Source organism: Aquamicrobium terrae, from assembly GCF_040545735.1.
GTDB classification, from domain to species: Bacteria; Pseudomonadota; Alphaproteobacteria; order Rhizobiales; family Rhizobiaceae; genus Mesorhizobium; species Mesorhizobium terrae_A.
In genome coordinates this window covers 212641-238859 of the sequence record NZ_JBEPML010000008.1, presented here as the reverse complement: position 1 = coordinate 238859, position 26219 = coordinate 212641, and the positions used below count along the sequence as shown (strand labels likewise).

General features: G+C 56.7%; 20 protein-coding genes and 3 pseudogenes. 12 read left to right on the top strand and 11 right to left on the bottom strand.

Annotation, left to right across the window (positions count from 1 at the left end):
- Positions 1-250 precede the first annotated feature (250 nt).
- Both speB and ABID37_RS13645 read right to left on the bottom strand, forming a co-directional pair.
- The gene (gene speB / locus ABID37_RS13650) at positions 251-1237 is read right to left on the bottom strand and encodes an agmatinase (protein WP_354195609.1); all 987 of its coding nucleotides are present in this window, start codon (positions 1235-1237) and stop codon (positions 251-253) included.
- 81 nt (positions 1238-1318) lie between these two features.
- Positions 1319-2377: an ABC transporter substrate-binding protein gene (locus ABID37_RS13645; RefSeq protein ID WP_354195608.1), complete on the bottom strand. Its 1059-nt coding sequence runs from the start codon at positions 2375-2377 to the stop codon at positions 1319-1321.
- Between the two features lie 182 nt (positions 2378-2559).
- Between ABID37_RS13645 and ABID37_RS13640 the strand changes: the two genes are divergently transcribed.
- The 3 genes from ABID37_RS13640 to ABID37_RS13630 are packed head-to-tail and all read left to right on the top strand — an operon-like array spanning position 2560 to position 5910.
- A complete protein-coding gene (locus tag ABID37_RS13640; protein WP_354195607.1) occupies positions 2560-3846 on the top strand; it encodes an ABC transporter ATP-binding protein in 1287 nt (428 codons plus the stop codon).
- Positions 3770-5077, top strand: a complete 1308-nt coding sequence (locus ABID37_RS13635) for an ABC transporter permease (RefSeq protein WP_354195606.1) — start codon at positions 3770-3772, stop codon at positions 5075-5077. Before ABID37_RS13640 ends, ABID37_RS13635 begins: the two co-directional genes overlap by 77 nt.
- Positions 5074-5910: an ABC transporter permease gene (locus tag ABID37_RS13630; protein ID WP_354195605.1), complete on the top strand. Its 837-nt coding sequence runs from the start codon at positions 5074-5076 to the stop codon at positions 5908-5910. Before ABID37_RS13635 ends, ABID37_RS13630 begins: the two co-directional genes overlap by 4 nt.
- Before the next feature lie 305 nt (positions 5911-6215).
- On the opposite strand, the pseudogene tnpC reads toward ABID37_RS13630, so the two are convergent.
- The 4 genes and pseudogenes from tnpC to ABID37_RS13610 all read right to left on the bottom strand — a co-directional run bounded on the left by tnpC (position 6216) and on the right by ABID37_RS13610 (position 11160).
- A pseudogene (tnpC, locus tag ABID37_RS13625) lies at positions 6216-7858 on the bottom strand (IS66 family transposase).
- A 144-nt stretch (positions 7859-8002) separates the two neighbouring features.
- Complete coding sequence (locus tag ABID37_RS13620) at positions 8003-10093, bottom strand: recombinase family protein (protein ID WP_354195604.1); 2091 nt, start codon at positions 10091-10093, stop codon at positions 8003-8005.
- A 357-nt stretch (positions 10094-10450) separates the two neighbouring features.
- The gene (gene tnpB, locus ABID37_RS13615; RefSeq protein ID WP_354195603.1) at positions 10451-10765 is read right to left on the bottom strand and encodes an IS66 family insertion sequence element accessory protein TnpB; all 315 of its coding nucleotides are present in this window, start codon (positions 10763-10765) and stop codon (positions 10451-10453) included.
- Positions 10762-11160, bottom strand: coding sequence for a transposase (locus ABID37_RS13610; RefSeq protein WP_354195601.1), 399 nt, complete (start codon positions 11158-11160; stop codon positions 10762-10764). Before ABID37_RS13610 ends, tnpB begins: the two co-directional genes overlap by 4 nt.
- A gap of 87 nt (positions 11161-11247) precedes the next feature.
- Here ABID37_RS13610 and ABID37_RS13605 point away from each other — a divergent pair.
- The 3 genes and pseudogenes from ABID37_RS13605 to ABID37_RS13595 all read left to right on the top strand — a co-directional run.
- Positions 11248-11394, top strand: a pseudogene (locus ABID37_RS13605) (transposase domain-containing protein); the annotation flags it as partial.
- 107 nt (positions 11395-11501) lie between these two features.
- Positions 11502-11645 (top strand): annotated as a pseudogene (locus ABID37_RS13600) (IS4/Tn5 family transposase DNA-binding protein); the annotation flags it as partial.
- Positions 11646-12025: 380 nt separating this feature from the next.
- Positions 12026-12646, top strand: coding sequence for a hypothetical protein (locus tag ABID37_RS13595; RefSeq protein ID WP_354195620.1), 621 nt, complete (start codon positions 12026-12028; stop codon positions 12644-12646).
- A gap of 151 nt (positions 12647-12797) precedes the next feature.
- Here the strand turns inward: ABID37_RS13595 and ABID37_RS13590 are convergent, their stop codons facing one another.
- The 5 genes from ABID37_RS13590 to ABID37_RS13570 all read right to left on the bottom strand — a co-directional run bounded on the left by ABID37_RS13590 (position 12798) and on the right by ABID37_RS13570 (position 18356).
- Positions 12798-13784: a LysR family transcriptional regulator gene (locus ABID37_RS13590; protein ID WP_354195599.1), complete on the bottom strand. Its 987-nt coding sequence runs from the start codon at positions 13782-13784 to the stop codon at positions 12798-12800.
- Between the two features lie 495 nt (positions 13785-14279).
- A complete protein-coding gene (locus ABID37_RS13585; RefSeq protein WP_354195597.1) occupies positions 14280-15167 on the bottom strand; it encodes a D-amino-acid transaminase in 888 nt (295 codons plus the stop codon).
- Positions 15168-15197: 30 nt separating this feature from the next.
- Positions 15198-16214 carry a quinone oxidoreductase family protein gene (locus ABID37_RS13580; protein WP_354195595.1) on the bottom strand — a complete coding sequence of 339 codons (1017 nt, stop codon included), beginning with the start codon at positions 16212-16214 and terminating at the stop codon, positions 15198-15200.
- Positions 16211-17170 carry an arginase family protein gene (locus tag ABID37_RS13575; protein WP_354195593.1) on the bottom strand — a complete coding sequence of 320 codons (960 nt, stop codon included), beginning with the start codon at positions 17168-17170 and terminating at the stop codon, positions 16211-16213. The genes ABID37_RS13580 and ABID37_RS13575 overlap by 4 nt, the downstream gene beginning before the upstream one ends.
- A 274-nt stretch (positions 17171-17444) precedes the next feature.
- On the bottom strand, positions 17445-18356 hold the full coding sequence (locus ABID37_RS13570) for an aminotransferase class IV (protein WP_354195591.1): 912 nt from the start codon (positions 18354-18356) through the stop codon (positions 17445-17447).
- Positions 18357-18988: 632 nt separating this feature from the next.
- On the opposite strand from ABID37_RS13570, the gene ABID37_RS13565 reads away from it, so the two are divergent.
- The 6 genes from ABID37_RS13565 to ABID37_RS13540 are packed head-to-tail and all read left to right on the top strand — an operon-like array spanning position 18989 to position 26120.
- Positions 18989-19966, top strand: coding sequence for an agmatinase (locus ABID37_RS13565; RefSeq protein WP_354195589.1), 978 nt, complete (start codon positions 18989-18991; stop codon positions 19964-19966).
- A 49-nt stretch (positions 19967-20015) separates the two neighbouring features.
- Positions 20016-21347, top strand: a complete 1332-nt coding sequence (locus ABID37_RS13560; protein WP_354195587.1) for an aminotransferase family protein — start codon at positions 20016-20018, stop codon at positions 21345-21347.
- Entirely contained in the window at positions 21347-22144 is a 798-nt protein-coding gene (locus ABID37_RS13555; RefSeq protein WP_354195585.1) for an enoyl-CoA hydratase/isomerase family protein, read from the top strand. The genes ABID37_RS13560 and ABID37_RS13555 overlap by 1 nt, the downstream gene beginning before the upstream one ends.
- Before the next feature lie 5 nt (positions 22145-22149).
- Positions 22150-23706 carry a long-chain-fatty-acid--CoA ligase gene (locus ABID37_RS13550; RefSeq protein WP_354195583.1) on the top strand — a complete coding sequence of 519 codons (1557 nt, stop codon included), beginning with the start codon at positions 22150-22152 and terminating at the stop codon, positions 23704-23706.
- Between the two features lie 38 nt (positions 23707-23744).
- On the top strand, positions 23745-24860 hold the full coding sequence (locus tag ABID37_RS13545) for an alcohol dehydrogenase family protein (RefSeq protein ID WP_354195581.1): 1116 nt from the start codon (positions 23745-23747) through the stop codon (positions 24858-24860).
- Positions 24861-24875: 15 nt separating this feature from the next.
- Complete coding sequence (locus ABID37_RS13540) at positions 24876-26120, top strand: allantoate amidohydrolase (protein ID WP_354195579.1); 1245 nt, start codon at positions 24876-24878, stop codon at positions 26118-26120.
- Positions 26121-26219 lie beyond the last annotated feature (99 nt).

Sequence of the window (26219 nt, the reverse complement as noted above, 5' to 3'; positions counted from 1 at the left end):
CCGCCGAGGCATGGGTCCTCATCGCCAATATCCGCATGCTCACGCGCAGACTGGCAAGACATTGAAAACATGCCGATCTTTATGATTCAGACACTTAGACGCACAAGCAGTTATCACCGGGTCTTACCTTTCGACCTGGCACACACCCATTTCGTCTGCCTCGAAGACTCCCAATCTACAACATCGGTTCGCCGGAGACAAAGGAGGCTGACCGACGCACCGAGGTGACTCATATCTCTTCGATTACACGTTACCCCTGAGCTGCCTGTCTGTCTCGCCTAATTTGTCCGGCGCGACCCTGCGCGATTAGACATACTATTTCGAACAAGACATTCGCAGCATTCACCGCCGTATGTCCTGCGGGATCGAGCGGAGGCGAGACTTCGACAACATCTGCGCCTACGAAATTGAGACCAGAGAGCTTTCTGACAATCACCTGGATATCCCGCATACTGAAACCGCCAGGCTCGGGTGCTCCCGTCCCTGGGCATAGCGGCGGATCAAGGCCATCAACGTCAAAAGTGAAATAGGTTTCACCAGTACCTACTACGCGCTTTATCTCCCTAACCACCCCATCGCGGCCCAACTCTTCGAATTCGTCCATAGTTATGACGCGTATGCCGTTTGCCTTAGCGAAATCAAGATCGCCGGCGCTAAAATAAGTACCCCGGATTCCAATCTGAATGACGCGTTTCGGATCTATAAATCCTCCCTCCACCAGCCTAGTATACATCGTCGCATTGTTCAGTTTGCTTCCATAGAAGCTATCTGCGCAATCACTGTGTGAATCGAAATGTATTACTCCAACAGGACCTTTCCTTTTTCCGATCGCACGCAAGACAGGCAATGTAATTGTGTGATCTCCACCGACACTTACCGGAACAACGTTCCGGTCGAGGACAGCATCAACGAAAGCCTCAATCTCATCAATGCTTTCCTTGATCATGAATGGATTGACAGGAGCGTCACCGATGTCTCCAATGCGTGCAAGTTCGAAGGGAGCGACACCAGTCGATCCATTGATACGTCTGATAAGGCGTGACATCTCGCGAACCTGTGCTGGCCCATGACGGGTGCCTGATCGGTTTCCCGAACCGAGATCATAAGGAATCCCCATCAGTGCAATATCGATGTCGTCCAAGTCGGACTTCAGCGGCGCCCTCAAGAATGTAGCAGGCTGCGAAAACCGCGGAGTGACTTTTGCATCAAGTGCTGATGCTTGATCTTTGGACTGCATATTGCTTCCTCTTCACCTTCAGTTCCGAGGTACGCCGATGCGTACCTCGCTTTGACACTAAATCGGGGAGTTCCGCTGATCCTAGCGGACGAGCCAGTTGTTGAACCGCTCCTTGATGCGATCCATATTGTCCGCCCAGAACTGGGGATCCACCTGCACCCCTTTGGTAATCGTATCGGGGTTGGTAAAGAGGTATGGTTTCATCTTGGAGTCGACGAACTGCGATGCCGACGCTCGCGAGACATCGTAAGCCGCACGTGTGCTGATGACAGCGATGCGCTGCGGCTCGCTGGCGAAATTGATAAAGTCGAAAGCTTGCTGCTTGTTCGGGGAATTCTTCACAACCATCCAGACGTCGACGTCCCATAGAAAATCATTCATAATCACGTTCCAGTCCTTCTGCTGCTCCAGCATGGGTTGGATGATCCGTGACAGCGTTCCCGTGACCATAACCGCCTCGCCATCGTTCAGAATCTGTGGCGGCTGAGCAAAAGAATCGAACCAAACGACTTGGTCCTTGATGGAATCAAGTTTGGCGAAAGCCCGCTCCAAGCCGTCCGAAGTGGCGAGGACCTTGTAGAGATCTTCCTTGGCCACACCGTCTGCAAGGAGAGCGAACTCGAGCGTCGATTCGGGTCGTTTGAGCATGCCACGCCGACCTGGAAAATCATTCAGGTTGAAGAAATCGGCGACGCCTTGCGGCTTCTTTTCCGGAAAAGCTGCATTGTTGTAGCTGATGCCGTAGGCGAACACTTCGGATCCGATACCGCAGTCCAGTATTGTGCCCGGGAGGAAATCCTCACTTGCCGCCCTTCCATCCGGGGAAGGTGGAAGTTTCGAAGAATCAATTTTTTCGAGGAAACCTTCTTCACAACCTTTGATTGCGAAGCTGCGTTCTCCCACTACGACGTCCCATGTCACATTATTCGCGTCGACCATAGCCTGAATCTGGCCAATGTTACCGCTCCAGTCGTCCATTCGGACATTTACCCCAGTAGCTTCCCGAAATGGGGCGACGAAGGCGACCTCCTGACTCTTCGCGAAATCTCCGCCCCAGGAAACAACGGTGAGAGATTCCGCAGAAGCGGTTGAAGACAATGCCGTCAGCGAGACGGCGATAGCAAGCGATAGCTTAAGCATGCGCGTTCCCCTTATATTCCTTTTACTGAGCGTCGATTAGCTCATCTTAGATTGTGCAAGCGGATGACGCTGAGTTCCATCCGCTTTTTCCAATCCTTTGATCGGCCTTCCAAAGAAGCGACCCCTGGCGCGCCATGGGAAGCTGGCGGCGACGTGATACCATTGTGCGCCCAGTGTGGCGGATGCCGGATATATTTAAGCGCCGCTTTATGCTGGTCGAGGCACCGATTGTTTGTTCGCAAATTTCTGATGTCGTCGGTCTCAAGACTGTGCATTCATCGGTCAAGCGTGCAGAAGGGGGCAATCCTTTGTCTTTTGCTGCTGAAACCGCGAGCAAAAAGCGGAAGCTAAACGATGGGGAAGAAATGACCGAGGAACTGAATCCATTCGTCCGTTTTGAACAGATTTCCAAGACCTACGATGGGGATACACTTGTCATAGAAGACTTGGATCTCGACATCATGCGGGGCGAATTCCTCACTTTGCTCGGCCCATCCGGATCCGGCAAGACGACCGCCCTGATGATGCTGGCCGGGTTCGAGAGCCCGACAAGCGGTCGAATCCTTGTGGAGGGGCGCCCCATCCACCACGTTCCCCCGTACAAGCGAGAAATCGGCGTAGTGTTCCAGAACTACGCCCTCTTTCCTCATCTCACAATTGCGGAGAATCTGTCCTTTCCACTCTCGGTCCGGAGGTGGCCAGCAGCCGACATCAAATCGGCGGTCGATCAGGCGCTCGATATGGTTCAACTGGGTAAAATGGCCGGACGCAAACCGAATCAGCTCTCTGGCGGACAACAGCAACGCGTCGCTTTGGCACGCGCACTGATCTTTCAGCCTCGGTTGGTTCTAATGGACGAGCCTTTGGGGGCGTTGGACAAGAATCTGCGCGAGGAGATGCAAAACGAGATCCGCACGCTACATGGAAACCTCGGGATCAACGTCGTCTACGTAACGCACGACCAGAGCGAAGCGCTGACGATGTCCACTCGCGTCGCGGTCTTCAAGGGCGGCACGATTCAGCAGCTTTCCTCGGCACGGGATCTTTACGAGTACCCAGCAAACCTTTTTGTCGCGAACTTTATAGGTGAGAACAATTCCGTCCAGGGGAAGGTCATGTCGACCGCGGATGGATGCTGCACCGTTGAACTGGACGATGGGCAATTGGCGCGGGGACAAAGCGTTAGTGCCTCAGCGGCGAATGGAAACAACGCGACACTGTCCGTTCGCCCCGAACGAATTGCAATCAACCCTCCCGACGACTACGACACCCTTCTCCAAGGAACGGTCACCGAGGTAGTCTACCACGGTGATCATTTCCGCGTGACACTCCGCGGATCGGGCTCGAATACTTACCAGTCCAAGGTCGCCAACACAGGGGGGCAATCTGACATTGAGCCAGGCCAACCGATACGGTTCGGCTGGCGGACGTCGGATTGCCGGTGTTTCATGGGCGATGTGGGGTGCTGATAACATGAGAACAACGTCATCCACTCTATTGAAAGCTGCTCATCGCAAGGCGCAGCGTCCGGAGCGCTTGAGGGGCTTTCTTCTAATTGCACCCTTGGCCGTCTTTTTGGCTTTCACCTTTTTAGCTCCGATTTCGAGTTTTCTGGTTCGTGCCGTCTATGATCCCCTCATCGCAGATGCATTTCCGAATACCGTTGACGCGCTCAAAAGTTGGAAGCCCAGCGAAGGCACGCCGCCCGAGGCTGTCTTTCGCGCGTTTCGCGATGAATTGCTGATCACTCGTGACCGGGGTACCATCGGTGCGGTTGGACAGCGTCTCAATCGTGACGCAGCGGGGATGCGTTCGCTGGTCCAACGAGGTCTTAGCATCACGGACCAAACCGGTGTCACAGAATGGAAACCCGTCTTTGTCGGCGCGAACGAGCAATGGGCGCTGCCTGAGACCTGGTCCATTATCAAGAACGCCGGCAGTCGGTTCACTCTTTCCCATCTCCTGCAAGCTGTCGACCTCGTTAAGACCGAGGACGGATCCATCGAGCTTCGCCCCGAGGATCAGCGAGTAAACAACTATCTGCTTGTTCGCACGCTGCTGGTTGGCCTTGCCATCATGACACTCAGCACGCTTCTGGCTTTCCCGATTGCGTTGGCGATAGCACGGGCGTCGCCATCGGCGGCGCGGTGGATGATGACGATCGTGCTTCTACAATTCTGGACGTCGGTCCTTGCCCGTATTGTGAGCTGGATCGTACTTCTACAGAATAGGGGCGTGGTGAACGACCTGCTGGTCGCGACAGGCGTGATTGCCGAGCAACAGAGATTGGCTCTCATTTACAATATGCTTGGCACCATCCTAGTTGGCACCTATGCGATGCTGCCGCTGGTCATCCTTCCGATCTATAGCGTGATGAAGCTTATTCCGCCCTCATATCTTCGAGCGGCCACGTCACTCGGGGCGCATCCTTTCGAGGCATTCTGGCGTGTGTATTTCCCGCTAACCCTGCCGGGGATAGGGGCGGGCGCGAGCACCGCATTCATTCTTTCGATCGGCTACTTCGTGACCCCAGCTTTGGTCGGGGGGCAAAGCGGCACGCTCTACAGCAACATCATTGCTTACCACATGCAGACCTCGCTCAACTGGGCCTTGGCTGCGGCACTGAGCATCGTAATCCTGGTTGTCGTAATTAGCCTGTACACGGTACTTAACCGATACATGCGGGACAGAAAGGCATGACAATGGATAAGATATCGCCGGCGGTGGAGCGCACATCTGTCGAGCGGGTGTGGGCTATTTCTTTCAGAATCATATGCGGGTTCATTTTTTTCCTGATGTTGATGCCGATTCTAATCATGATCCCACTTTCATTCAATGCAGAACCCTACTTTACATTCACGCCGGGAATGCTGGCCCTCGACCCAAACGCCTTCTCCATGCGGTGGTACGCACAGCTTTGGAACGAACCGCTGTGGCGAGAGGCGTTCAAGAACAGTGCGCTGATTGGTGTTTTCGCGACCTCGATCGCGACTCCGATCGGCACCTTGGCTGCGCTCGGGCTCGCGCGGTCAAACCTGCCGGCCAAACCATTAATCATGGCAGTCATCTTGTCACCGATGATCGTGCCAATCATAGTTGTCGCTGCCAGCATATACTTCTTCTTTACGATGATCGGGCTTGCGCAGACATATACTGGCCTCATTCTGGTCCATGCCATGCTCGGCACGCCCTTGGTCGTCACCACCGTACTCGCCACACTGTCAAACCTGGATCCGAGTTACGCGAGGGCTGCATCGAGCCTTGGGGCCTCACCCATGACGACGTTTCGCAAGGTGACATTGCCGCTCATTTCACCCGGCATCATCTCTGGAGCCATATTCGCCTTCGCAACGTCGCTGGATGAAATCGTTGTAACAATATTCCTCAGCAGCGTCGATCAGCGGACTGTCCCCCGCCAAATGTTCACCGGGATCCGTGAGCAGATCAGCCCGGCAATCCTTGCGGCCTCGACGGTGCTAATAGTTATAGCAATTCTGATCATGATCGTGACACAGAGCTTGAGACGAAGGTAAAGGATCCGCTGTGAACCGTGACGAGCTAGTTACCACGTCCTAGCTTTTCTTTCCAACGAGAGAATGAATGATGTCCAGAGCTCTGTACCTGGTTTCGAGATGTAGCGGAATCAGGCGTCTTCGCCGAGCTTACCAGCCCCCTTTAGGATAACCCAGTCATAGGCTTTCCTCGCTGGATTTCGCCACCGGTTGATGGTTCGCCAAACAGTGGTCACTCACCTCTGCTCGGCGTGTTGCGTTGAATGCTGAAACGAAAGCTTTGTTTGTTGGCATTTAGGATCCATGTAAGCGCGTAGGCGCGGCCGTCAGGCTTGGAGCACCCACGGCATGAGTTCTTCGATCCTGCTGTTTGGCCAGCGGGTGGCGATGCGCTCAAGGGTCCGGGTGAGCCATGCGTGCGGATCGACATTGTTGAGACGGGCGGTGGCCAGCATCGTGGCGATTGTGGCCCATGTCTTTCCGCCGCCGTCGCTGCCGGCGAACAGGCTGTTCTTTCGTGTGATCGTTTGCGACCGGATCGCACGCTCGATCCGGATCGCACGCTCGATGGTGTTGTTATCGAGTTCGATGCGACCGTCGTGAAGGAAGCGCTCGAGGATTTCGCGCCGGTTGATGGCATAGCGGATCGCCTCGGCCAGCTTCGATTTCCCCGGTAGTCTCGGCAGTTCCGCCGCCCATAGATTGAAGAGCGCGGCGACGATCGGCCGGATTTCTCCTGCCGGATTGCTGCCCGGATTTCGGTGCTCTGACCGCGAACCTCTTTCTCGATTGCCCATAGCGGAGCGATCATCTCGATCGTACGGGTGGCGACCCGTGATGTGCCGGCGGCATGGAGTTCGAAGAAGTAACGGCGGACGTGCGACCAGCACGCGGCCAGCGTCACAGGTCCGACAGCACGGTCCTTGCGCGCCAGGCGATTGTAGGCCCCGTAGCCGTCGACCTGCACTATACCGGTGAAGCCGTCGAGATGCCGCTCGACCCGATCGCCGCCGCGACCGTCTTCGAACCGATAGGCCACCATGGGCGGTGACGTGCCGCCAAAGGTGCTGTCGTCACGGGCATAGGTCCACAGATAAGCCTGTTTCACCTTGCCGGACCCCGGAGCCAATGTCGGCAGCGTCGTCTCATCGGCGAAGATGCGCTCAGCCTGCCGGATCCGCATCAGGACATGGTCGGCCAGCGGTTCCAGTTCGAGCCCGACCTTGCCGATCCATTGGGCCATCAGGGAGCGGCTGAGTTCAACCTGGTCGCGGGCATAGATGGCTTCCTGCCGATAGAGCGGCAGGCCATCGGCATATTTGGACACCGCAATCTGGGTCAGGAGGGCCTCGGTGGGAATGCCGCCCTCTATGAGATGGGCCGGCGCAGCAGCCTGGATCACGCCGTCATGACCCCGGTAGGCGTATTTGGGACGGCGGGTGACGATCACGCGGAACTTCGCCGGCGTGACGTCGAGTCGCTCGCTGACATCCTCACCGATGCGGACCTTCTCAAATCCCTCGCATCCGTGAGCATCGTCAGGCTCGATGACGAACTCGACGCGCTCCAGATGCGCGGGAAAGGGTTTGCGTGGCCGAGGCGTGCGCGGCGGTCGTGTCTTTCCTCCAACTCTCTCCAGTTCCGCGCTGATCGCCGCCAGGCCCGTGTCGATCTCGTCGAACACGAACTGGTATTGCTCCTCGTTCAGGGAATCGACGCGCAGCTTCTCCGAGCGCTGACCATAGCGGGCGCGTTCGAACATGGCGATGATCGACATCAGCTGCGCGATGCGTTCGTCGGCATTCCTGTTCAGCGCTGCGAGTTCGGCGTTCTCGGCACGGATGCGGACATTCTCTGCTTCCACCGCGGCATTGCGATCTTCAAGCCGGCCGGCCTTCTCCGCTATGGTGACCACCAGCGCCTTGAGCGCGTCAATGTCGTCGGGAAGGTCTGGAGCAGCGGTCATCATCGCCGCTGATCACATCACATTCCGCCTGGGTTTGCCCGCCTTTCCGACGCCCTGATTCAACGTGCCGCAGCCGAACTATCCCACCGATTGCGGACGTCGGGTCGGCACCGTGCGCACCTTCTTCCAATCCATCCCGTCGACCGATCACGCATGTTGATACCTCTCCTGGTGAGGCTGAGTGATTCTCAGATCAAGGTGGCTGATGGTGTGGTTGCGGAGATCCCGGACCGCGTTGATCACGGAAGGAGCATTTCGGAACAGGTAGGCTCCGGTCGGCTGACGGTCGATCAGGAGGCGCTTTTGCCTGATCTGCACGTAGATCCAATTAACGGGAATGTGCAGCCGTGCTGCCAATTGCGTGGCGCTCAGCCAAACGGCCTGGTGGGTCCATCGGCTGCGTTGTGTCGCTATCCGGATCCCGGCACCGAGACGAATCCTCTGCACGGTGATCGGTAAGACCTTGTCGGCGCAGTTGGGCGAGCGGTGTCCCTCCTGGCTGAGGAGGGCGGCAATCTCATCGTCAGGCAAGCCGGTTTTCGCGAGATCGAGTAAACGCGCACGCATTTCTTCACCGTGCGTGAGCTTGGCGACGGAGTTGACATTCATCTTTACTTCGAGTTCGGTGACCGCGCCGCCGCGCCAGATGATCCTGGCCAGGGCAATATCGTGCTCGCCGCGATCGAGAATGACTTTTTCGATCAGACACCGCAACAGCGCCTTGCGGTGCGCGTCCGTCGTGGCATCGTCCGCCCAGATTTGCGGCAAGCGCCCGGAGAGGGCGATGACCTTGCGGTGGAGGGCTTTGCCCAGCGCTATTTGGGTAACGGGCTCGGCCGAAGCTTGTCGGGCAACGGCTTCCTCTGCACTGCGGACCTCGTTCAACGCCGCTTCCCACCGCCGCTCGAGTTCGCCGGCGACAAGACGATTGTCGGGGTCGACGCGATTGAACTGGCGCTCTGCCAGCGCCGCGGCATAGCGCTTGCGCTCGAGTTCACGTTCCGCGCTGCTGCGCAGGGCCTTTTCGACCTGCTGCTGTGCCCGACGGGCGCGCGACAGCGCATCAATTTCGGCGGGTGCCAGCGCCGTCAGGAATGCGTCGGCCACAGCTGCATCCACGCGTGAAGCGCGGATATGCTGACACGCCGGCAAGCCCGCATGGGAATGTAGATGATTGCACACATACTCTCCGCCGCCTTTGTAGCGAACATACATCTTATGTCCGCATCGCCCGCACCAAGCGATGCCATGCAGCAGAAGTTCGCCGTTGCGGGGGGCGCCTCTCGTTTTGATGCGCATGTACTCGGCTCGGTTATCTCGCACGATATCGCGGATTTTCTCATAAGTTGGCCAATCGATGTAGGGTGGATACCTATCCTTCACGACGATCCGCCATTCATCGATCGGTCGCGCCACCTTCGCATCCGAACTCCCGCCTTCGCATGCGGTGGCACGCAGGCGGGTCCGGCCGTAGACAAAGGCACCGGCATAAGCCGGGTTCTTCAGGATCGCCGCCACCGCCGAGACTGTCGCGCGCGCCCAACGCAGTTCGCCATGCCGGTCGCTGCGCGGCAGAGCCAGGCCACGCTCGTTCAGCACGCGCATGACCTTGGCGACGGTGCGGAACTTCAGGAATGTCTCAAACACAAGTTCAAGCCGTTGCTGAACGGCAAGATTGGGGTCCTTGACAACCACCCCACTCGGATCGCATATCAAGCCGATCGGCAGCATGAGGGCAAGCTCGCCGCGCTCGGCCTTGGCAAGCAAACCGGCGGTCAGACGGCTGCGGATCGTATGCAGCTCGAGCTCAGAGATCGTTCCCTTCAAACCAAGAAGCAGACGGCCATTGGCGCTGCCGGGATCATAGACGCCATCGCGATCGGCGATGAGGCAGCCGCGCAGGCCGCAGATATCCAAGAGCGGATACCAATCGGAGCAGTTGCGCGCCAGCCGTGTCACATCGATCGACAGGATCAATCCGATCTCTCTGAGGCCAACCCGCCCGACGAGTTCCTTGAACCCGTTCCGCTTTGCGGCAGAGGCTGCGCTCAAGCCGAGATCGGCATCGATGACATCGATGTCGGCATCATGCCAGCCGAGTTCCCGGGCGCGCTGGCGAAGCGCGTACTGTAGCCGCAGGCTCTCTTGATTGCTCACTACCTGATGCGCCGTCGACTGTCGGACGTAAACAACCGCTTTGCGCTCCAGATGGGTCGGCTTGACCAGTTCGGACTTCACGAGACACCTCCACCAGAACCGCGGCGACCTCGTCGAGGATTTGACGTCGCAAAGCTGGTGACAGCGTCGCCCACAGGCTCTTTGGGTCTATGGTCATGAGCTTCGAGACATTCCGCCACCGCGACAAGATCCCGAACCGCCTCGACGCTCAATTTAGTCTGATTCGTGTCCTCGACATACTTCTGTGTTGCTGCAACCGGAACCAGCAACGTTGACCCATCACGATGTTCGACTTCGTACAATGGTAGAAAGTTGCCGCCTCCACGTGTCACTCGGCGGATCACATGGAACGAGCGGCCAAGAAGTGGATGATGCGGGTCCACAACCCGGACTACTTCGTCCGATGATTCGTCAGACTCACCAGCGGGGATATTCCTGTAGGCCTTCGAGCAGCGCCAGAAGCTGAGCGTGGTTCAGGCGAACCCGGCTCGCACCGATCCGAGGCCAGCCGAACTGTGCCTTCTCATCGAGCCGTTTGGCGAACAGGCAGGCGCCGGTCCCGTCCCACCATACGATCTTCACCCTGTCGGCGCGTTTGGCTCGGAAGACGTAGAGTGCGCCACTGAAGGGATCGGCTCCTGCGTCGCGTACCACAGCCATCAGGCCGTCAACGCCGCGACGGGAGTCCACCGGCGTGGCCGCCACAAAGACTTGGACGCCAGCAGGGATCATGCCGAGCGCACCGCTCGCAGGACCATGGCAAGATGACCGGCATCAACACCAGACCTGGCGCGGATGACGACATCACCGACGATAATCTCCACCATGTTGCCGCGCACGGCATCGAACCGTGTGAACCTCATAGCGCCAGAATCTTCGGAAGCCAGCGGTGTGACCATCCCGGACGCCAGCGCCTTGCGCCGCCAGGCAAAAAGCTGCGACGGCGCAAGATCATGCGACCGCGCGATCGCCAACACGTTCGCCCCCGGCGCAAACGTCTCCTCGATGATCCGCGCCTTCAGATCCGGCGACCAGGCACGATGTGTTCGAGGCGGGCTGCGCTCCAGGCGCTCGACATCCGCCCCTATCAAATGAAAGCTACTGGTAGCGGATATAGCTTCGCTCATGGAATTCTCCTGAAAGAAATCATCCAGGAGAACCTGATACTTCAGACCCAACCGCGCTACGTGGGGACGCCTACGCGCTTACCCACGATCGCAACCGCCCGCCTCAATGATGTCGACCCACAGGCTTGGCTCGCTGACGTGCTCGCCCGCATCGCCAACACGCCGCAAAGCCGTTTGGCCGATCTCCTGCCGTGGAACTGGCGACGACCCACCGTCACTGTGAAGGCAGCCTGACTGCGGCCCTCACCGTCTTTCAATTACCCACATCTCCTGCATGCGACTTGCGCCCGTTGAATCGTCTGTGATTCTGTCTTTGACGCCGAATCGCGGGGGCGTCGCAGATGAGCAGGGACACGGAAACCACCGGAGCAGGCTGGCTTGACGATGAAGTCGTTTCGGCGAGGCTTCCGGATAAACGCTTGGCGCGCCGATTGCATCGCCTGCTTGAACAGATGTCGGCGGCGCCCGGCCAGCCGGTTCCGGTAGCGTGTGGCGACTGGGCGGCGACGAAGGCGGCCTATCGGTTCTTTGACAACCCGCGCGTCACCGAGCATGGAGTGCTGGCCGGTCATTTCGCGGCAACCTCTGTGCGCTGCGCGGCGAGTGAGGGACCGATCCTCATTCTGCAGGACACCACCGAATTCATCTACAGCCGGGCGCAGCCGGGCAAGATCGGGTTTACGAAGACCATCAACGCCGGGCGTTACAAGGCGGGGCAGCCCAATGTAGTGACCCTGTGCGGGGTGCTGATGCATTCGAGCCTGGCGGTAACCTTGAAGGGTACGCCGCTCGGACTGACGGCGGCGAAGTTCTGGACGCGCACGAAGTTCAAAGGAACCTGGACGCTCAAGCGGCATGTGAACCCGTGCCGATCGAGACGAAGGAAAGCTATCGCTGGCTGGAGAACCTGCGCCAGTCGATCGCGCTCGTCGGCGCGCCGGAACGCTGCGTGCATGTGGCTGATCGCGAGAGCGACATCTATGAACTGTTCTGCCTTGCGCAGGATCTCGGTACACGCTTTCTGGTGCGGGTGCAGACCAACCGGCTGGCTGCCGCGCCTGCCGACGCTGAGCCGGAACACGGCGCACATCGGGTCTTCGCCCAGCTCTCGGCCGCGCCTTGGGAGGGACGCCATCGCGTCAAGGTCGGCCAGGACGAGACGGCGTTCCTCGCCCTCATTGCGGTGGTCAGTTGGCGAATCTTCTTCCTCATCATGTCCGCTCGAGCTAAGCCCGATGCTGAGCCAGGGACAGTTCTCACCCCAGCCGAAATCGCGGCGCTTGACAACATCGACGCGGCGCGCACCAAGCCGCGCATCTTATGCAAAGCCCTCGCCACCTATCTGCTTCAGATCGCCATGCTTGGCGGCTACCTCGCCCGCAACCACGATCCGCCGCCCGGAAACATTGTTGTCTGGCGAGGGCTGACGCGCCTCATTGACATTGCATTCGGCATCTCAATCGGAACTCGCCGACGATGTGGGTAATTGAAAGCCTCACCGGAGGCTTACGGGAAGTCTGTCAATCTGGAAGTTGCAAGCCGTCCGGCTGCCATGAGTTCATCGAGAGGATACCCAGGTGGGGTCTGTTGGCGCACTTCGCTGTTTCATTGACTTTCGTGCTGCCAGGGTACGAGAATCACCCTTCAACGATGTCATCTATCGACTTGTGATGTACTCGCGCCAAGCTCTCCAGAAAGTGGCGGATCATCGCGATATTGCTATCCTTAGCCCGGAAAACAGCCGCGACCTCGTCTTCGACCAGGGTCGTTTCCGGCATCACCAGGCGGAGGTCGCCCGTCTCTATATGTGGCTGTGCAACATGGTCCGGAATGACGCCGATGTTGCGCCCTGAGAGCACAAGCACAAGGTGGGATTGAGCGCCTAGTCCGATGTCGCCCGTGCGACTGAGCCCCTCAACGCCAAATCCATCGGGCTCGAAATGACCACGGTTCGCATAGGAGAAGTGGGCAATTTCCTCATCGGTGGTCGTTTCGTCGCTTTGGTAGAATATCGGATGCGACTTCGCGCAATACAGATGACGCCGCTCAAGGAACAACGGGAGCCGCAGAAGCCGTGGGACGCGCACTCGTGAAACAGTAATTGCAATATGTGCCTTTCCTTCCGCAACGTGGGTAATGGCTTGGTAGCCGGCCATTAGCTCCACTCGGAAGCGAACTTGCTTGCGACCTGGCATCTCATTGAAATCCCTCATTGCTTCAGCAAGCTCACAGGCCGGGTTGGTAAGAATGTCATCTTCGAGGGCAATGACCAGTTCGCCAGCCATACCGCCCGCGATATGCGACAAGTCGCCCTTGAAATCCTCTATTGCGCCGAAGAGCCGCTTGGCCGCCCTATAAACCTCCCTGCCTTCAGGAAGGACCTTGAAGCCGCCAGGACCTCGCTCACAAAGCTTGACGCCCATCCGAATCTCGAGGGACTTAATATTCTCGCTCAACACGGACTGCGAGATGTTGAGTTGCGCCTGCGCGCCGGCAAAGCTTCCTTGGTCAACGACCTGGACGAACACTCGCAGGAGCCGCAGGTCAAGATCGCTCACCTGTTTCAATTTTGACAATGCCATCCTCCCTTGACTGCTTGTCACCTCGTAGGAGAGCCAGGACACCTAAAAATTCCAAAAATGGTACGAATGTCCGCCGAGGATGACGCTTACCAACTATACCCATTTTGTGTTGGTTTTGCACAATGGGCACGTGATGCCCGACACTTCGCGCATTATAGGGTCGTCATCCTTTCAGCAATATTATTATTGTTATGCGTATTTGCACACATCATACGCATACATACCATAATTTAAAAAATATTATATATCCATCTAAAGCTTATCTGCAATTTCGTAGTCCAAGATACGTTTTAGATTGATTTTCTATGTGGTGTACTTCGTTCCTGTCGATGCATCCATACTTGACAAAAATCTGTTTTCCTTCATTGCCTCCGGCCAGTGTAATAGTACCAGCAATAACAACTGCAGAAATTAGCAAACTTATAGAAATAATAATCCATGGCTGCTTATGATACCAGAGATTTGTCACTATTCGCAATTGGAGCGACCTCATCCCCATTCCACATCCATCTCTATCCAATGACAATCAACCGGTAACTATTCCTGCGGAGATCGCGAGTCGACCAGCTCCTTGATATATTGTGTCAACAAATTTTTCGTGATGGGGCCGGGAAGCCCGTCACCGATCGTGCAGCCGTCAATCTCGACAACTGGCATCACCAGCGTTGTTGCCGATGTCGAAAACGCTTCGTCCGCCGATTTTGCCTCGGCCAGCGAGAAAGCGCGTTCAGCGATCTCGATATTGAAACCAGTCGCGCATTTAAGTACGGCCGCACGCGTTATTCCCCCCAAAATGGACTTGGACAGGGAGCGCGTCACCAAGGTCTTATTCTTGACAATGTACACGTTCTGCGCGGTCCCTTCCGTGACGTAGTCGCCGTCGCAAAGCCAAGCATCGTCTGCGCCGCGTTGCCTTGCTAACATCTTAGCCATTGAGGGGTAAAGCAGCTGTACGGTCTTGATGTCGCGTCGCCCCCAGCGTAGATCTTCGACGGCGATAACACTTAATCCCTTCGCCGAGAGGGATGCGTTCAGGATCGATTTCTGCTGAGTGAATAGAACGAGAGTTGGTCGCGTCTGTGTGGGCGGATATGCAAAATCCCGGTCTGCTTCGCCTCGTGATATTTGCAGATAGATCAGTCCTTCTTGAACGTCGTTAAGGATGATCAATCTTTCATGGATTTGCCGCAGGTATTCAATTCTCCAGAAGTTTGGTATCTGGATTTCTCGTAGGCTACGCTCCAGCCTCTGCATATGGGCGTCAAAATCGATCAGCTTGCCCCCAATCACAGCGGTGACTTCATAAACCGCGTCCGCAAACAAAAAGCCTCGATCGAATATCGATATTCTCGCATCTTTCGCCGACACATATTCATCGTTGACGTAAGCTACTCGGTCATTGAGGCCTGCTGACAATTGATCCATCTTTTTATGATACCAGTTTGCTAACTTGTCCTAGGGGATGAAAACGACCGATCCGGTAAGCTGGCGTTGTTCGACCGCGCGGTGCACCTTCACGACGTCCGACAGAGGAAATTTCGTGATTGTTGGCCATGGGAATGAGGAACGTCGTATTGTTTCGAACAATTCGGCGGCGTTCGCGCGCAGTAACCCGGTGGTCGCGTTGTGTGTGAACACGGAAGGCCTCGTCATAAAAAGGCATCCTTTTACGTTCAATAACTCAGGGTCGATCGCAGGCGAAGGCCCCGAAGCCATACCAAAAACTACCAGCAGACCAAATGGTTTAAGGCAGTCCAGCGACTTCAATACGGTGTTCTTTCCAACAGAGTCATAAACGACTTCTGCCTTCCGACCGCCGGTCTTTTCAAGAATCTCGTCGACCCAGTTCTCATTTGTGTAGTTGACGGCCGCGACACAACCGGCGGCGAGCGCTGCCCCACGCTTGCCGTCCGAGCCGACGGTTCCTATGACGGTGGCGCCCAATGATCGTGCCCAACCCGACACGATTGAACCGACTCCCCCGGCCGCCGCATGGACAACAACAAGATCACCTGCCGCAACCTTGAAAGTTCGCCTGACAAGATATTGGGCGGTGAGGCCCTTGAACAAGAAGGCAGCGACTTGGTCGGTTTCTAACTCGTCTGGCACCCTAATCAATCTGTCCGCTTTGACGATACGTCGGGTTGCGTAAGCTCCTATGCCTGCATTGATGTAGGCTACCCTTTCCCCCACAGAGAAGTCGCGCACTCCCTCGCCGAGGGCGTCGACGATCGCCACTCCTTCATGCCCAAGACCGGAGGGCAAGGTTAAATGCGCGCGACCGTCTCGTTGGGAGATATCGATAAAGTTGAAGCCGACAGCGAGATTCCGAACCAGCACTTCTCCCTTGCCTGGACCATCGACTGATATCGGAACGACGTTCATGACATCTGGGCTGCCCTGACTGCCGATACGGATCGCATAATTAGTTTCGTGCTGCATCGTGCTGGCGCCTTTGGACGTTAATGTCATTTGTCCTTGCTTTCTAGTGCCGCCGAGATCGCCATCGTCAGCACACGCCCGGCCAGCAGAGCGGCATTGGAATCGGAGTCGCGAGCTGGGACAAACTCGACCATTGCGAAGCTCACCAGTTTCGCCTTCCTTGCCACTCCTCGAATGAGCTTAATCAAATGCCAATACAGCAATCCGCCCGGTGCGGGGACAAAGACGGCTGGCATGATGGAGGGATCCAGACCATCCAGGTCCAGGTTGATATGAACGTTCGCGCCGGCCGGGATTCGCTCGAGGATATGGTCAACGCCCCGATCAAATACATCCTCGGCCCCGAAGAACTCGACGCCCCACTTCTTCGCGTCGGCCAACTCATCTGGGCCGGCCGAACCGAGACCGCGTTGCCCGACCTGGACCATTCGATTGACGAAGGGGAGTTCTGAGACTCGGCGCATGACGTTCGACAGGCCGTTACGCTCGCCGTCCACTTCATCGCGCCAGTCAATGTGCGCATCGATCTGCAGGATAGTTAGCGGGCCAATCTCCTCCAGACCAGCAATCAACGGCACAGGGATTGAATCGTCGCCGCCAATCGCAATCGGTACTGCACCAGCTTTGACGATATCCATCACCGTCTGCTTTATCAGGGCACGGTTGGCCTCCGGCCGGTCGGGTTTGACCGGCAAGTCGCCCATATCCCTTACGCGATCCTTTGAAAACAGCGGGACACCCCGATCGAAATCGATGCGGTCGCCCGACCCGGCCCACATTGCGATACCTTCACGAATGCTCTGCGGAGCATTGAGGTTTGCTTCCAGATACTCCGTTGCCGACCTGTAGGGTGTGGCACAAGGAATTCCCAGCACCACAACGTCGCATTCAATCTTCTCCTTGAGACCGATCGGCTTCACGCCCATGAAAGTGGACGCATCGGCAGATCCTAGCATTGGCATGACCAAAGGCTTCTTATCGTGCATTTTCGATCTCCAGATTTCGCGAAATATGTTTGGCGTTTAGCTTGAGGTATGTTGAACGGAGAGGAGTCCCGTTCCAGCGTGTCAATGAATGCGATGATACGGTCCGGGTGATTGGCCCGCTAAACATGTGCCTTATGAGGGCTGGGCTTGGTGCAGCGCATCTCTCGCTGATGTGCCCGGCTTATGTCCTTGTCTCATGGAACTGCTCCAGTTCGCTGGTACGGTTGCGCATCGCAGCCGCGCGGCTGTTCGATCCTGCACATGAAGTTAATCACTACGCTCTGACGTGCGACAGCGCTTGGGCGGCGATATCAAGCCCGATCTCGGCACTCCATGCATCAAGGAGCGAGAGTGTGATCTGTCCGGGCGCGCCGCTCCCGATCTTCTGGCCGTTTATGCGCGTGACGGGCTGCATACAAAAGCTTGTGCCAGTGGTGAAAGCCTCGTCCGCAGCCAGGACATCAAACAGTGGAAGCTTGCAGCGCCTTACGGGTATCTGGAGCTTCTGGGCCAGATCGAAAACTGTAGCACGCGATATTCCATTGAGAACATCACGATCGGGGGCCGTCATGAGCTCGCCATGGCGCACACAAAAGAAGTTCGCACCGGTTGTCTCAGTGGCATTGCCGTCGAGATCGAGCATCAACGGCGCCGCTGATGTGTCCAGCTTCTTGACCTCGGCCTCCGCCAGTCCGTACTGAAGCCTGCTGATAGCCTTTATTCGGGAATCGATGCACTGCGCTGGAATGGCCCGCACTGCAGGCGTCAGTAGCGATGCGCCGGTACGGTAGTTTTCTGCATAGCGGGAAAAGTTAAGGCGCTCGGCGGCAACGACGAGGGTTGCCGGACCATTTGAAAAGGGCGCATCACGGTTAAGCGGACCGCGTGTGACAATTGGGGTGATCCAGATTTCGTCGTTTTCTGCCAAGATATGGCTGTTTGCTTCCGCGACCTGCTGGCAAATGGTGTCGAGTTCGTCCAGGGTTTCGGCAATCTCGATATGCGTCGCTGTTGCCGAATGCATCAGCCGGATCAAATGCTCGCGCGATTTGTATACTCGATGACGAACCGTGCGCGCGCTATCGAACACCGCGTCACCGAATCTAAAACCTCTGTCCAGCACATGGATCTTTGCAGCACTCATCGGCTTCAGCTCGCCGTCGCAGTACCCAATCAAGTCGCTCACACTACACCTCCCCTCCAATATCTCTCGTCCAGTCAAGCTATCGCGAATCTGAGGTATTCGTTATCGTCAGTTGCCTATTCTTGAATCGGCGCCGCAGGAACAAAGCGGCTATGGTGGCGACTGCAACTGTGTCTGGGAGTCGGAGAGCGATTCGGCCCGCACATCAGCAGGCAGTCGCCTCGCGGTTACTTCTATCTTCACGTGAAGACTAGGCAGCAGTGAATGGATCACAGATGCAAACAGCTGCAGTTCGCCCAGCAGTCCGGTCGCAGCGGATCCGAGCAGGCGATCGCGAAAGCCTGTCCCTTGGTTTTGTTCGGGCTATAGTACGGCTACTGTTTCGGCTTGATCTCCGCCCCGGCCAACTACTCAGATCGGCACACACTCCCGAATTCACACAACCGCGAATTTGTTGATGTTGATATAGTGTCTTTCCCGGGAACCCGTTGACATTGTGCGGGGTCTGCCTCACTCGGCAATGCCGGCCGAAAGGAAGATCTACACCACGTATGCATAAGCGCAAAATTTGAAGATCTGTTATCGACCGAAGGCGAACCAAAGATCGTCCCTTTCTGATAGGCGAACAGACGGGGGGTCCATAGACTTTGGGTAATTTTCCAAAGGTGGGCTGAATGGCGCAAAAGATAACATCTGCAAAACCTGTCGACTCGCTGCTGGTGGCGCGTTTCTCTGGCATTTCAACCTTTATGCGGCTCCCGTATGTTCCCGACGGAACGGGTGTCGACATCGGCATCGTCGGCGTCCCGTTTGACTTTCCTACCAACCGAGGCGGGGCGCGTCATGGCCCCTCACAGGTTCGAGACATGTCCAGGTTGATCCGCAGATTCCCCTCGAGCGGAGGCGAATCGCCATTCGACCAATGTGCCATCGCTGACATTGGCGACGCACCTTTCAATCCCCTCGATCCGCAGAGTGCTGTCGAACATACGTCTGCCTTCTTCTCCGAGTTGGAAAGTCGCGGAATTACCCCTGTCGCCTGCGGCGGCGACCATGCGGCCACCTACCTTGTTCTGCGAGGTATCGTACGGGATGAGCCGATTGGCTTCGTGCAATTCGATTCTCATCCAGACACGAGTGAGGAGCTCTACGGAGACCGGTACAATCATGGAACCCTCCTTACGCGCGGCGTGGAGGAGGGTCTAATTGACCCGAAGCGAACAATTTCCGTTGGTCTCCGAGGCACGCGATTCAGCCGGCATGATCGCGACTTTAACATTGCACACGGCATGCGTGTCATTGACTTTGACGAGTTTGAAAAGCTGGGACGCGCCGGCGTCATTGCCGAGATCAGGCGCGTCGTTGGCGATCGCCCCTGCTATGTCACATTCGACATCGATGCACTCGACAGCGCATTTGTCCCCGGGACCGGCGCCCCCGAACCAGGCGGGCTGACGATGCGAGACGCGCAGGTTGTCCTACGGGGCCTCGAAGGGCTGGACATCGTTGGGGCCGACATGTGCGAGGTTTCACCGCCGCTCGATCCACAGGGAATTACGGCATTGAACGGCGCTAACCTTCTGTTTGAACTTCTTTGCATAACCGCGCCTGCAGTCCGTCGTCGTAAAGCAAAGGGAAATGAGGGCAGGTAAAATGGCCGATCAAATAAGTGCCCGTCCAGAGATAGGCGGACCTCAAGACTTGTTCTATTCGGCAAGCAATACCAAAGGTTTACCAACAATCGTTCGTGGCGAAAACATCTATGTCTATGACGATGCCGGCCGACAATATATCGACGTGATCTCGGGTGCCATGACCGCCTCACTCGGACAAGGAAACACCCGTGTACTTCAGGCAATGTACGACCAAGGTGTCAAGCACAGTTTTTCCTATGTCAGGGTCACACGGCATCTTCCCAATCTGGCACTGACCGAGAAGATCGCTTCCCTGACCGGACCTGGTTTTGAGCGCGTCCACTTGTCTTCTGGTGGTTCGGAGGCGGTCGAGCAAGGCATCAAATTCTTGCGGCAGTATTCCTATGCCAAGGGACGCAAGCAGAAGACCAAGGTCATCACCCTAATGCCATCCTATCATGGGGGGACCTTAGCCACGATTGGCTGGACAGGCGATGAGGATGCAGCCGCGGTCTGGGGGCCGATGGCCGTATTCGGCGACAAGATCCCAGCGCCGTTGAGTTACCGTCCGCCGTTCGGAACAACGTCCGAGGAAGGCGCGCGCGGATCGGCGGTGGCGCTCGAGTCGAAGATCCTGGAACTGGGCGCGGAAAATGTGCTGGCCTTTATGATGGAGCCCGTGGGAGGACAGTCGACAGGGGCGAACGTGCCTCATAGGGCATTCTTCACCGAGGTTCGCAAGATTTGCGACAGGTATGGCGTCTTCCTCGTCTTCGACGAGATCGTCAGCGCCTGCCGTACGGGGACGTTTTTGGCTGCACACCATTATCCGGATTGCAAACCGGACCTCGTGATCACGGCTAAAGGTCTCGGGGCGGCATATACGCCCATCGGCGCGGTACTCGCCCCGGCAGCGCTGGTCGACGAGTTGGCCGGGCTCACCGGCTTCAATCTATCCCATACCTACAATGCCAATCCTATCACCTGCGCTGGCGCTCTCGCCGTTCTTTCCGAGATGACCGAGCGGAACCTGATCGCCAATGCAGGTCCCCTGGGCGATCTGCTGAGAACGCGCCTCACGGAGATCATGGACGAGTCGCCGATCGTTGGTGACGTGCGCGGCCATGGTCTGATGATGGCAATAGAGTATGTGCGCGACAAGAAGACGAAGGAGGTCTTCTCCGGCGCTTTATTTACGAGTGACAGAATCCGTCAGATCGGCGTTGACAACGGGTTGATGCTTTACTCCCGTCGCCAGAATGGCGGGCGCTACGGCGAGTGGTCTGTAATCTGCCCACCACTGATCATTACAGCGGAGCAGATAGACGACCTTGCAGGTCGGCTGAAGAAAACGATCACCACGTATGTGGATGAACTCACACGTTCGGGAGAACTCTGATGCGGTATGAGGACTACGAATTCCTTCGCTTTGAGCGCCGCGATAACGGCGTTCTCGCCGTTACCATTAATCGGCCTGAAAAGCTCAATGCGGCAAACAATACTCTGCACAGGGAATTTGCGCAGATCTGGCTTACCGTAAAGAATGACCCCACTGTTCGTGTGGTCGTCATTACCGGCGCTGGCCGAGCCTTTAGCGCAGGCGGCGACCTTAACGAGGAAATTGACAAGCTCGGCAAGATCGAGCCGATTATTTCCATGGGCGAAGGCGCGCTCGATATCGTTTACAACATGATCAACCTTGATAAGCCGGTCATTTCGGCAATCAACGGGCCAGCAGCCGGCGCCGGCCTTGCCGTTGCTCTGACTGCCGACATATCGATCATCGCCGAGGAGGCCCGTATTACGGATGCTCATGTCAACATCGGCGTAACATCCGGTGATCATGCAGTAATGATGTGGCCGCTCTATTGCGGCATACCGAAGTCAAAATTGTATCTCTTGACGGCAGACCTGCTCGACGGACGTGAGGCCGAACGGATTGGCCTTGTATCAATGTGCAAACCCCTTAGTGAGTTGCTGCCTACCGCATTCGAGCTTGCAGACAGAATTGGCAAGAAGCCCCAGCGGGCGGTGCAATGGACGAAACGGTGCCTCAATCACTGGCTCCGTCAGGCCGCTCCGATCTTTGATCTATCGGTGGCATATGAAGGTCTGAATTTTATGGAGCCGGACGCTCGCGAGGGCATGGAGGCCTTCCTGCAGAAACGCCCCGCCCAGTTTCCTTCGAACCGGTAACCGCCATGCACGTCGCTCATTTCGTCCACCGTTCAGCCCAGCGCTATCCTAACCGGCCGTTGTGGCTCAGCCTGGACCAATCAATAAGCTATCGGGAGGGTGCCCTTCGCCTCAACCAGCTCGCGAACGCACTTCTAGGTATCGGTAAACAGGGCGATCGTGTGGCCATACTGTCAGCAAACCGCTTTGAAGCCTACGAGGTATATCTTGCGGCGATGAACGCCGGAATGGCTGCTGTACCGCTCAATCCAAAGAGCCATCCATCCGACCATCTTTTTGCGCTAAATGATTCAGGCGCCCACTTTATTTTCTTCAGCCCGGAATATGCGCAAACCCTTGCTACGATTCGGCCGGAGGTACACGGCGTCGAACATTGGATTGCAATCGGCGGCGAACCGGAGACTGAAAACTCCTATGAAGCATTCCTCTCGGGGGGCTCGACAGAGCTTCCACCGATTACGATTGAACCGGATTCCCTCGCATGGCTCTTCTACACCTCGGGCACCACCGGAAAATCAAAAGGCGCGATGGAAACCCATCGCAATCTGCTGACGATGGTTCAACAATTTCGTCAGACGCTGCTTGCGGATACCAATGAGTTTGATGTCATGCTCCACCTTGCGCCGATCGCACATGGTACAGCCAGTGTCGGTTTGGCGCATTTGGCTGCGGGAGCAGCGCAGACCTTTCCCCTGACCAGCAGCTTCGACGCAGAGAAGGTCTTCGAACTGATCCAGAAACTGAAGGTCAGCGCCAGCTTTCTGGCGCCGACCATGGTGCAGATGCTCCTGCAATCGAAAGCCGCGCACCAGTACGATCTGTCGAGCCTGAAAAACATAATCTACGGCGGTGGACCCATGTATGTTGAGGTCCTGAAGCAGGCGATCGAAACATTCGGCCCGGTATTCAGTCAGATCTACGGTCAAGGCGAAGCTCCCATGACGTGCACCGGGCTTCATAAATCCGAGCATAATCTCAACGATCCGATCGCTTTCTCCCGCCTCGGCTCGGCTGGGCGCGAAATGCCCGGTGTCATGGTACGTGTTGTCGATGAGGACGGAAAGCCGGCACCTGTCGGGACACCGGGTGAAATCATCGTTCGCTCGGATCTTGTCATGCCGGGGTATTGGAACCGACCGGACGCTACGTCCGAGACGCTCAAGAACGGCTGGTTGCATACCGGTGATGTCGGCTACCTTGACGAGGCCGGCTATCTTTTCATTACCGATCGTATCAAGGATATGATCATCTCCGGTGGTGCAAACATCTATCCTCGCGAGATCGAGGAAGTGCTGCTCCAGCATCCTGCGGTCGCAGAGGTCTGTGTATTCGGTGTTCCGGATGAGCAATGGGGCGAATCCGTGAAGGCGGTGGTGGTGCTGGAGGCTGGCAGGACAGCTTCGGCAGATGAACTCATCCTCTTCGCACGCGATCGAATGGCATCTTACAAAAAACCAAAGTCAGTCGAATTCGCCTCATCGCTTCCCAAAAGCGCGTTCGGCAAAGTTCTCAAGCGAGAGTTGCGGCAGCCATATTGGGCTAAGGTGACGCGTGCAGTGTGAAAAAAGAACCCAGAATACCAGCATCACGGGGAAATTCGATGACTGACGCTCCTGCTCTGCCCGAAACGATGAATGCCGTCGTTCTGACGGGTCATGGAGGCATCGACAAGCTGGTTTATACGATGGTTCCGGTTCCGAAGGTCGGTGATGACGAGGTGTTGATCAAGGTTACGGCCTGCGGGGTCAACAATACCGATATTAATACCCGTACGGGCTGGTATTCGCCTGAAGTCAAGTCGGCCCTCACTGCTGAGATTGGCGCCAAGGGCTTCACGAGCGGCGGTCAGGAACTCCGGACATGGAACCGCGAGACGCTGACGTTTCCCCGGATCCAGGGCGCCGATGCAGTTGGTGTTATTGTCGCGGTAGGCAAGAACGTCAATCAAAGCCGGATCGGCGAGCGGATCATGGTGGACCCTTGTATCCGCGATGCATCGCTTCCAAAGTATTCGCAAGGCGTAATATATTTCGGCAGTGAGTCCGACGGGGGATACGCCGAATATACGAAGATAGTTTCTGAGAACGCCTGGGTCGTTAGAACGAACCTCAGTGACATCGAGCTTGCCAGTTTCGCTTGCTCCTATTCGACTGGCGAGGAAATGCTTGTCAGGATCAATCTGGAGGCCGGCGAAACCGTTCTCGTCACCGGTGCGTCTGGCGGTGTCGGGTCCGCGAACGTTCAACTCGCGAAGCGGCGGGGGGCACGGGTCATCGCAGTGGCAGGTCGAAATAAGGAGACTGCCGTTCGAGCTCTTGGCGCTGACGAATTCATCCCACGTGAATGTGAAGATCTAGGCAAGGAGATCGAACATTTGGTCGGCTGGCGCGGTCTCGACGCAGTTGCTGATGTCACAGGAGGCGCGCCGGTGCTTCACATGCTCAGATCGCTTCGTCGAGCCGGTCGCTACGTCTCGGCCGGCGCCATCGCCGGGCCGAACCCTGAAATTGATCTGCGAGATCTGATCTATAAGGACCTTCAGATGTGGGGTGTCGGGAACCCGCAACGCTCAACCTTCGAGTCGCTCGTCGGGTATATAGAACGCGGCGAAATCAAGCCTGTCGTGGCCAAGACGTTTCCTTTGCCAGCTCTCCCGGATGCCCATGCTGAGTTCGTCTCGAAATCACATGTGGGCAAGATTGTAATCACGATATAGCAGCAGAGCACTCGAATGACGGCCTTGAGGATCAATGGCGCACGCCTGCTGGAAAGACACAAGCTCATGGCGGGCTTTGGGGAGACCGGCAATGGCGGTGTCATTCGACCAGCCCTCAGCGATGAAGAAACATCTGCGCGCCTCGCCCTGCTGAACCTTGCACGCGAAAGGGGATTCGCCTGCAGTGTCGATCCAATCGGTAACTTGTTCATCCGGCGGAAAGGTGCCGACGAAGGCCGGGCGCCGCTTCGCATGGGTTCTCATCTCGACAGCCAGATACCAGGCGGCAACTTCGACGGTGTATATGGCGTAATCGCCGGCTTCGAAGTTCTCGAGACGCTGGAGGATCATAAGGTGGCTTCCGACGCCCCGATCGAGGTAGTCGTTTGGAACAATGAGGAGGGTGCTCGTTTCTCACCCACGACCATGGGGTCTGCCGTTCATGCTGGACAATTATCCCTCGATAAGGCGCTAGGTTCCTTCGACCAGGATGGGAACCGGCTCGGTGACGAACTGGCGCGAAGCTTGACACAGCTCGGCCCACTTAAAAGCATCGAGCTCGGTAGCGAAAGTCTTGCCTATGTTGAGGCGCATATTGAACAGGGACCAATTCTAGAACAGAACGAAATCCCAATCGGAGTCGTAACCGGCATTCAAGGGATCGTCCAGTTCGAGGTGCGCATAACGGGAGAGGAAGCTCATGCCGGGACGACGCCCCGATCACGACGCAAGGACGCATTTTGGGCTGCGCTCGACCTTACTGCACAATTGCGTTCGGTCACAGCGGATAAAGACGATGCAATCCGCTTCACCGTTGGTCGCTTGACGGTGTTGCCAGGGTCACCAAATACCGTGCCTGCGAAGGTCGCCTTCACGATCGATTTGCGCCATCCAGACGAGGCACTGCTGGCTTCCGTTCACACGCAAATCTACCAAGCCGCCGAGACGCTGCAGACACCATGTGAGATTTCCGTCATCACTACCCTCAATTCGCCGCCGGTTTGTTTCGCTGCTAAGGTTATATCCTCGATTGAAAGGCAAGCGGCTGAGGTGGGCCTCGATACCGCGAGGATCGCCTCGGGGGCGACACATGATGCGAAGTTCATGGCCCCGCTTTGTCCCACCGGCATGATATTCATTCCCTGCCGCGACGGTATCAGCCACAACGAAAATGAGTGGGCTGATCCCGAGCATATGATTGCTGGCGCTAATACCCTTTTGGGTGTGATTACTGAGCTGACGCGAGCAAAGCCCACATAGTCGACAGCCCGACGGCCGGAGAGACTCCCCCAAGTAGCCGACTTTGTTCCATCGTTCATGCGACCTTCTACACCTCATCGCCGAAGCGACGACGTGGGA

Excerpts from the sequence above, each read along its gene's own strand:
- speB (WP_354195609.1), bottom strand. The coding sequence starts at position 1,237 with ATGCAGTCCAAAGATCAAGCATCAGCACTTGATGCAAAAGTCACTCCG.
- ABID37_RS13645 (WP_354195608.1), bottom strand. The coding sequence starts at position 2,377 with ATGCTTAAGCTATCGCTTGCTATCGCCGTCTCGCTGACGGCATTGTCT.
- ABID37_RS13640 (WP_354195607.1), top strand. The coding sequence starts at position 2,560 with ATGCCGGATATATTTAAGCGCCGCTTTATGCTGGTCGAGGCACCGATT.
- ABID37_RS13630 (WP_354195605.1), top strand. The coding sequence starts at position 5,074 with ATGACAATGGATAAGATATCGCCGGCGGTGGAGCGCACATCTGTCGAG.
- tnpB (WP_354195603.1), bottom strand. The coding sequence starts at position 10,765 with ATGATCCCTGCTGGCGTCCAAGTCTTTGTGGCGGCCACGCCGGTGGAC.
- ABID37_RS13610 (WP_354195601.1), bottom strand. The coding sequence starts at position 11,160 with ATGAGCGAAGCTATATCCGCTACCAGTAGCTTTCATTTGATAGGGGCG.
- ABID37_RS13585 (WP_354195597.1), bottom strand. The coding sequence starts at position 15,167 with ATGGATCAATTGTCAGCAGGCCTCAATGACCGAGTAGCTTACGTCAAC.
- ABID37_RS13580 (WP_354195595.1), bottom strand. The coding sequence starts at position 16,214 with ATGACATTAACGTCCAAAGGCGCCAGCACGATGCAGCACGAAACTAAT.
- ABID37_RS13575 (WP_354195593.1), bottom strand. The coding sequence starts at position 17,170 with ATGCACGATAAGAAGCCTTTGGTCATGCCAATGCTAGGATCTGCCGAT.
- ABID37_RS13565 (WP_354195589.1), top strand. The coding sequence starts at position 18,989 with ATGGCGCAAAAGATAACATCTGCAAAACCTGTCGACTCGCTGCTGGTG.
- ABID37_RS13555 (WP_354195585.1), top strand. The coding sequence starts at position 21,347 with ATGCGGTATGAGGACTACGAATTCCTTCGCTTTGAGCGCCGCGATAAC.
- ABID37_RS13550 (WP_354195583.1), top strand. The coding sequence starts at position 22,150 with ATGCACGTCGCTCATTTCGTCCACCGTTCAGCCCAGCGCTATCCTAAC.
- ABID37_RS13545 (WP_354195581.1), top strand. The coding sequence starts at position 23,745 with ATGACTGACGCTCCTGCTCTGCCCGAAACGATGAATGCCGTCGTTCTG.
- ABID37_RS13540 (WP_354195579.1), top strand. The coding sequence starts at position 24,876 with ATGACGGCCTTGAGGATCAATGGCGCACGCCTGCTGGAAAGACACAAG.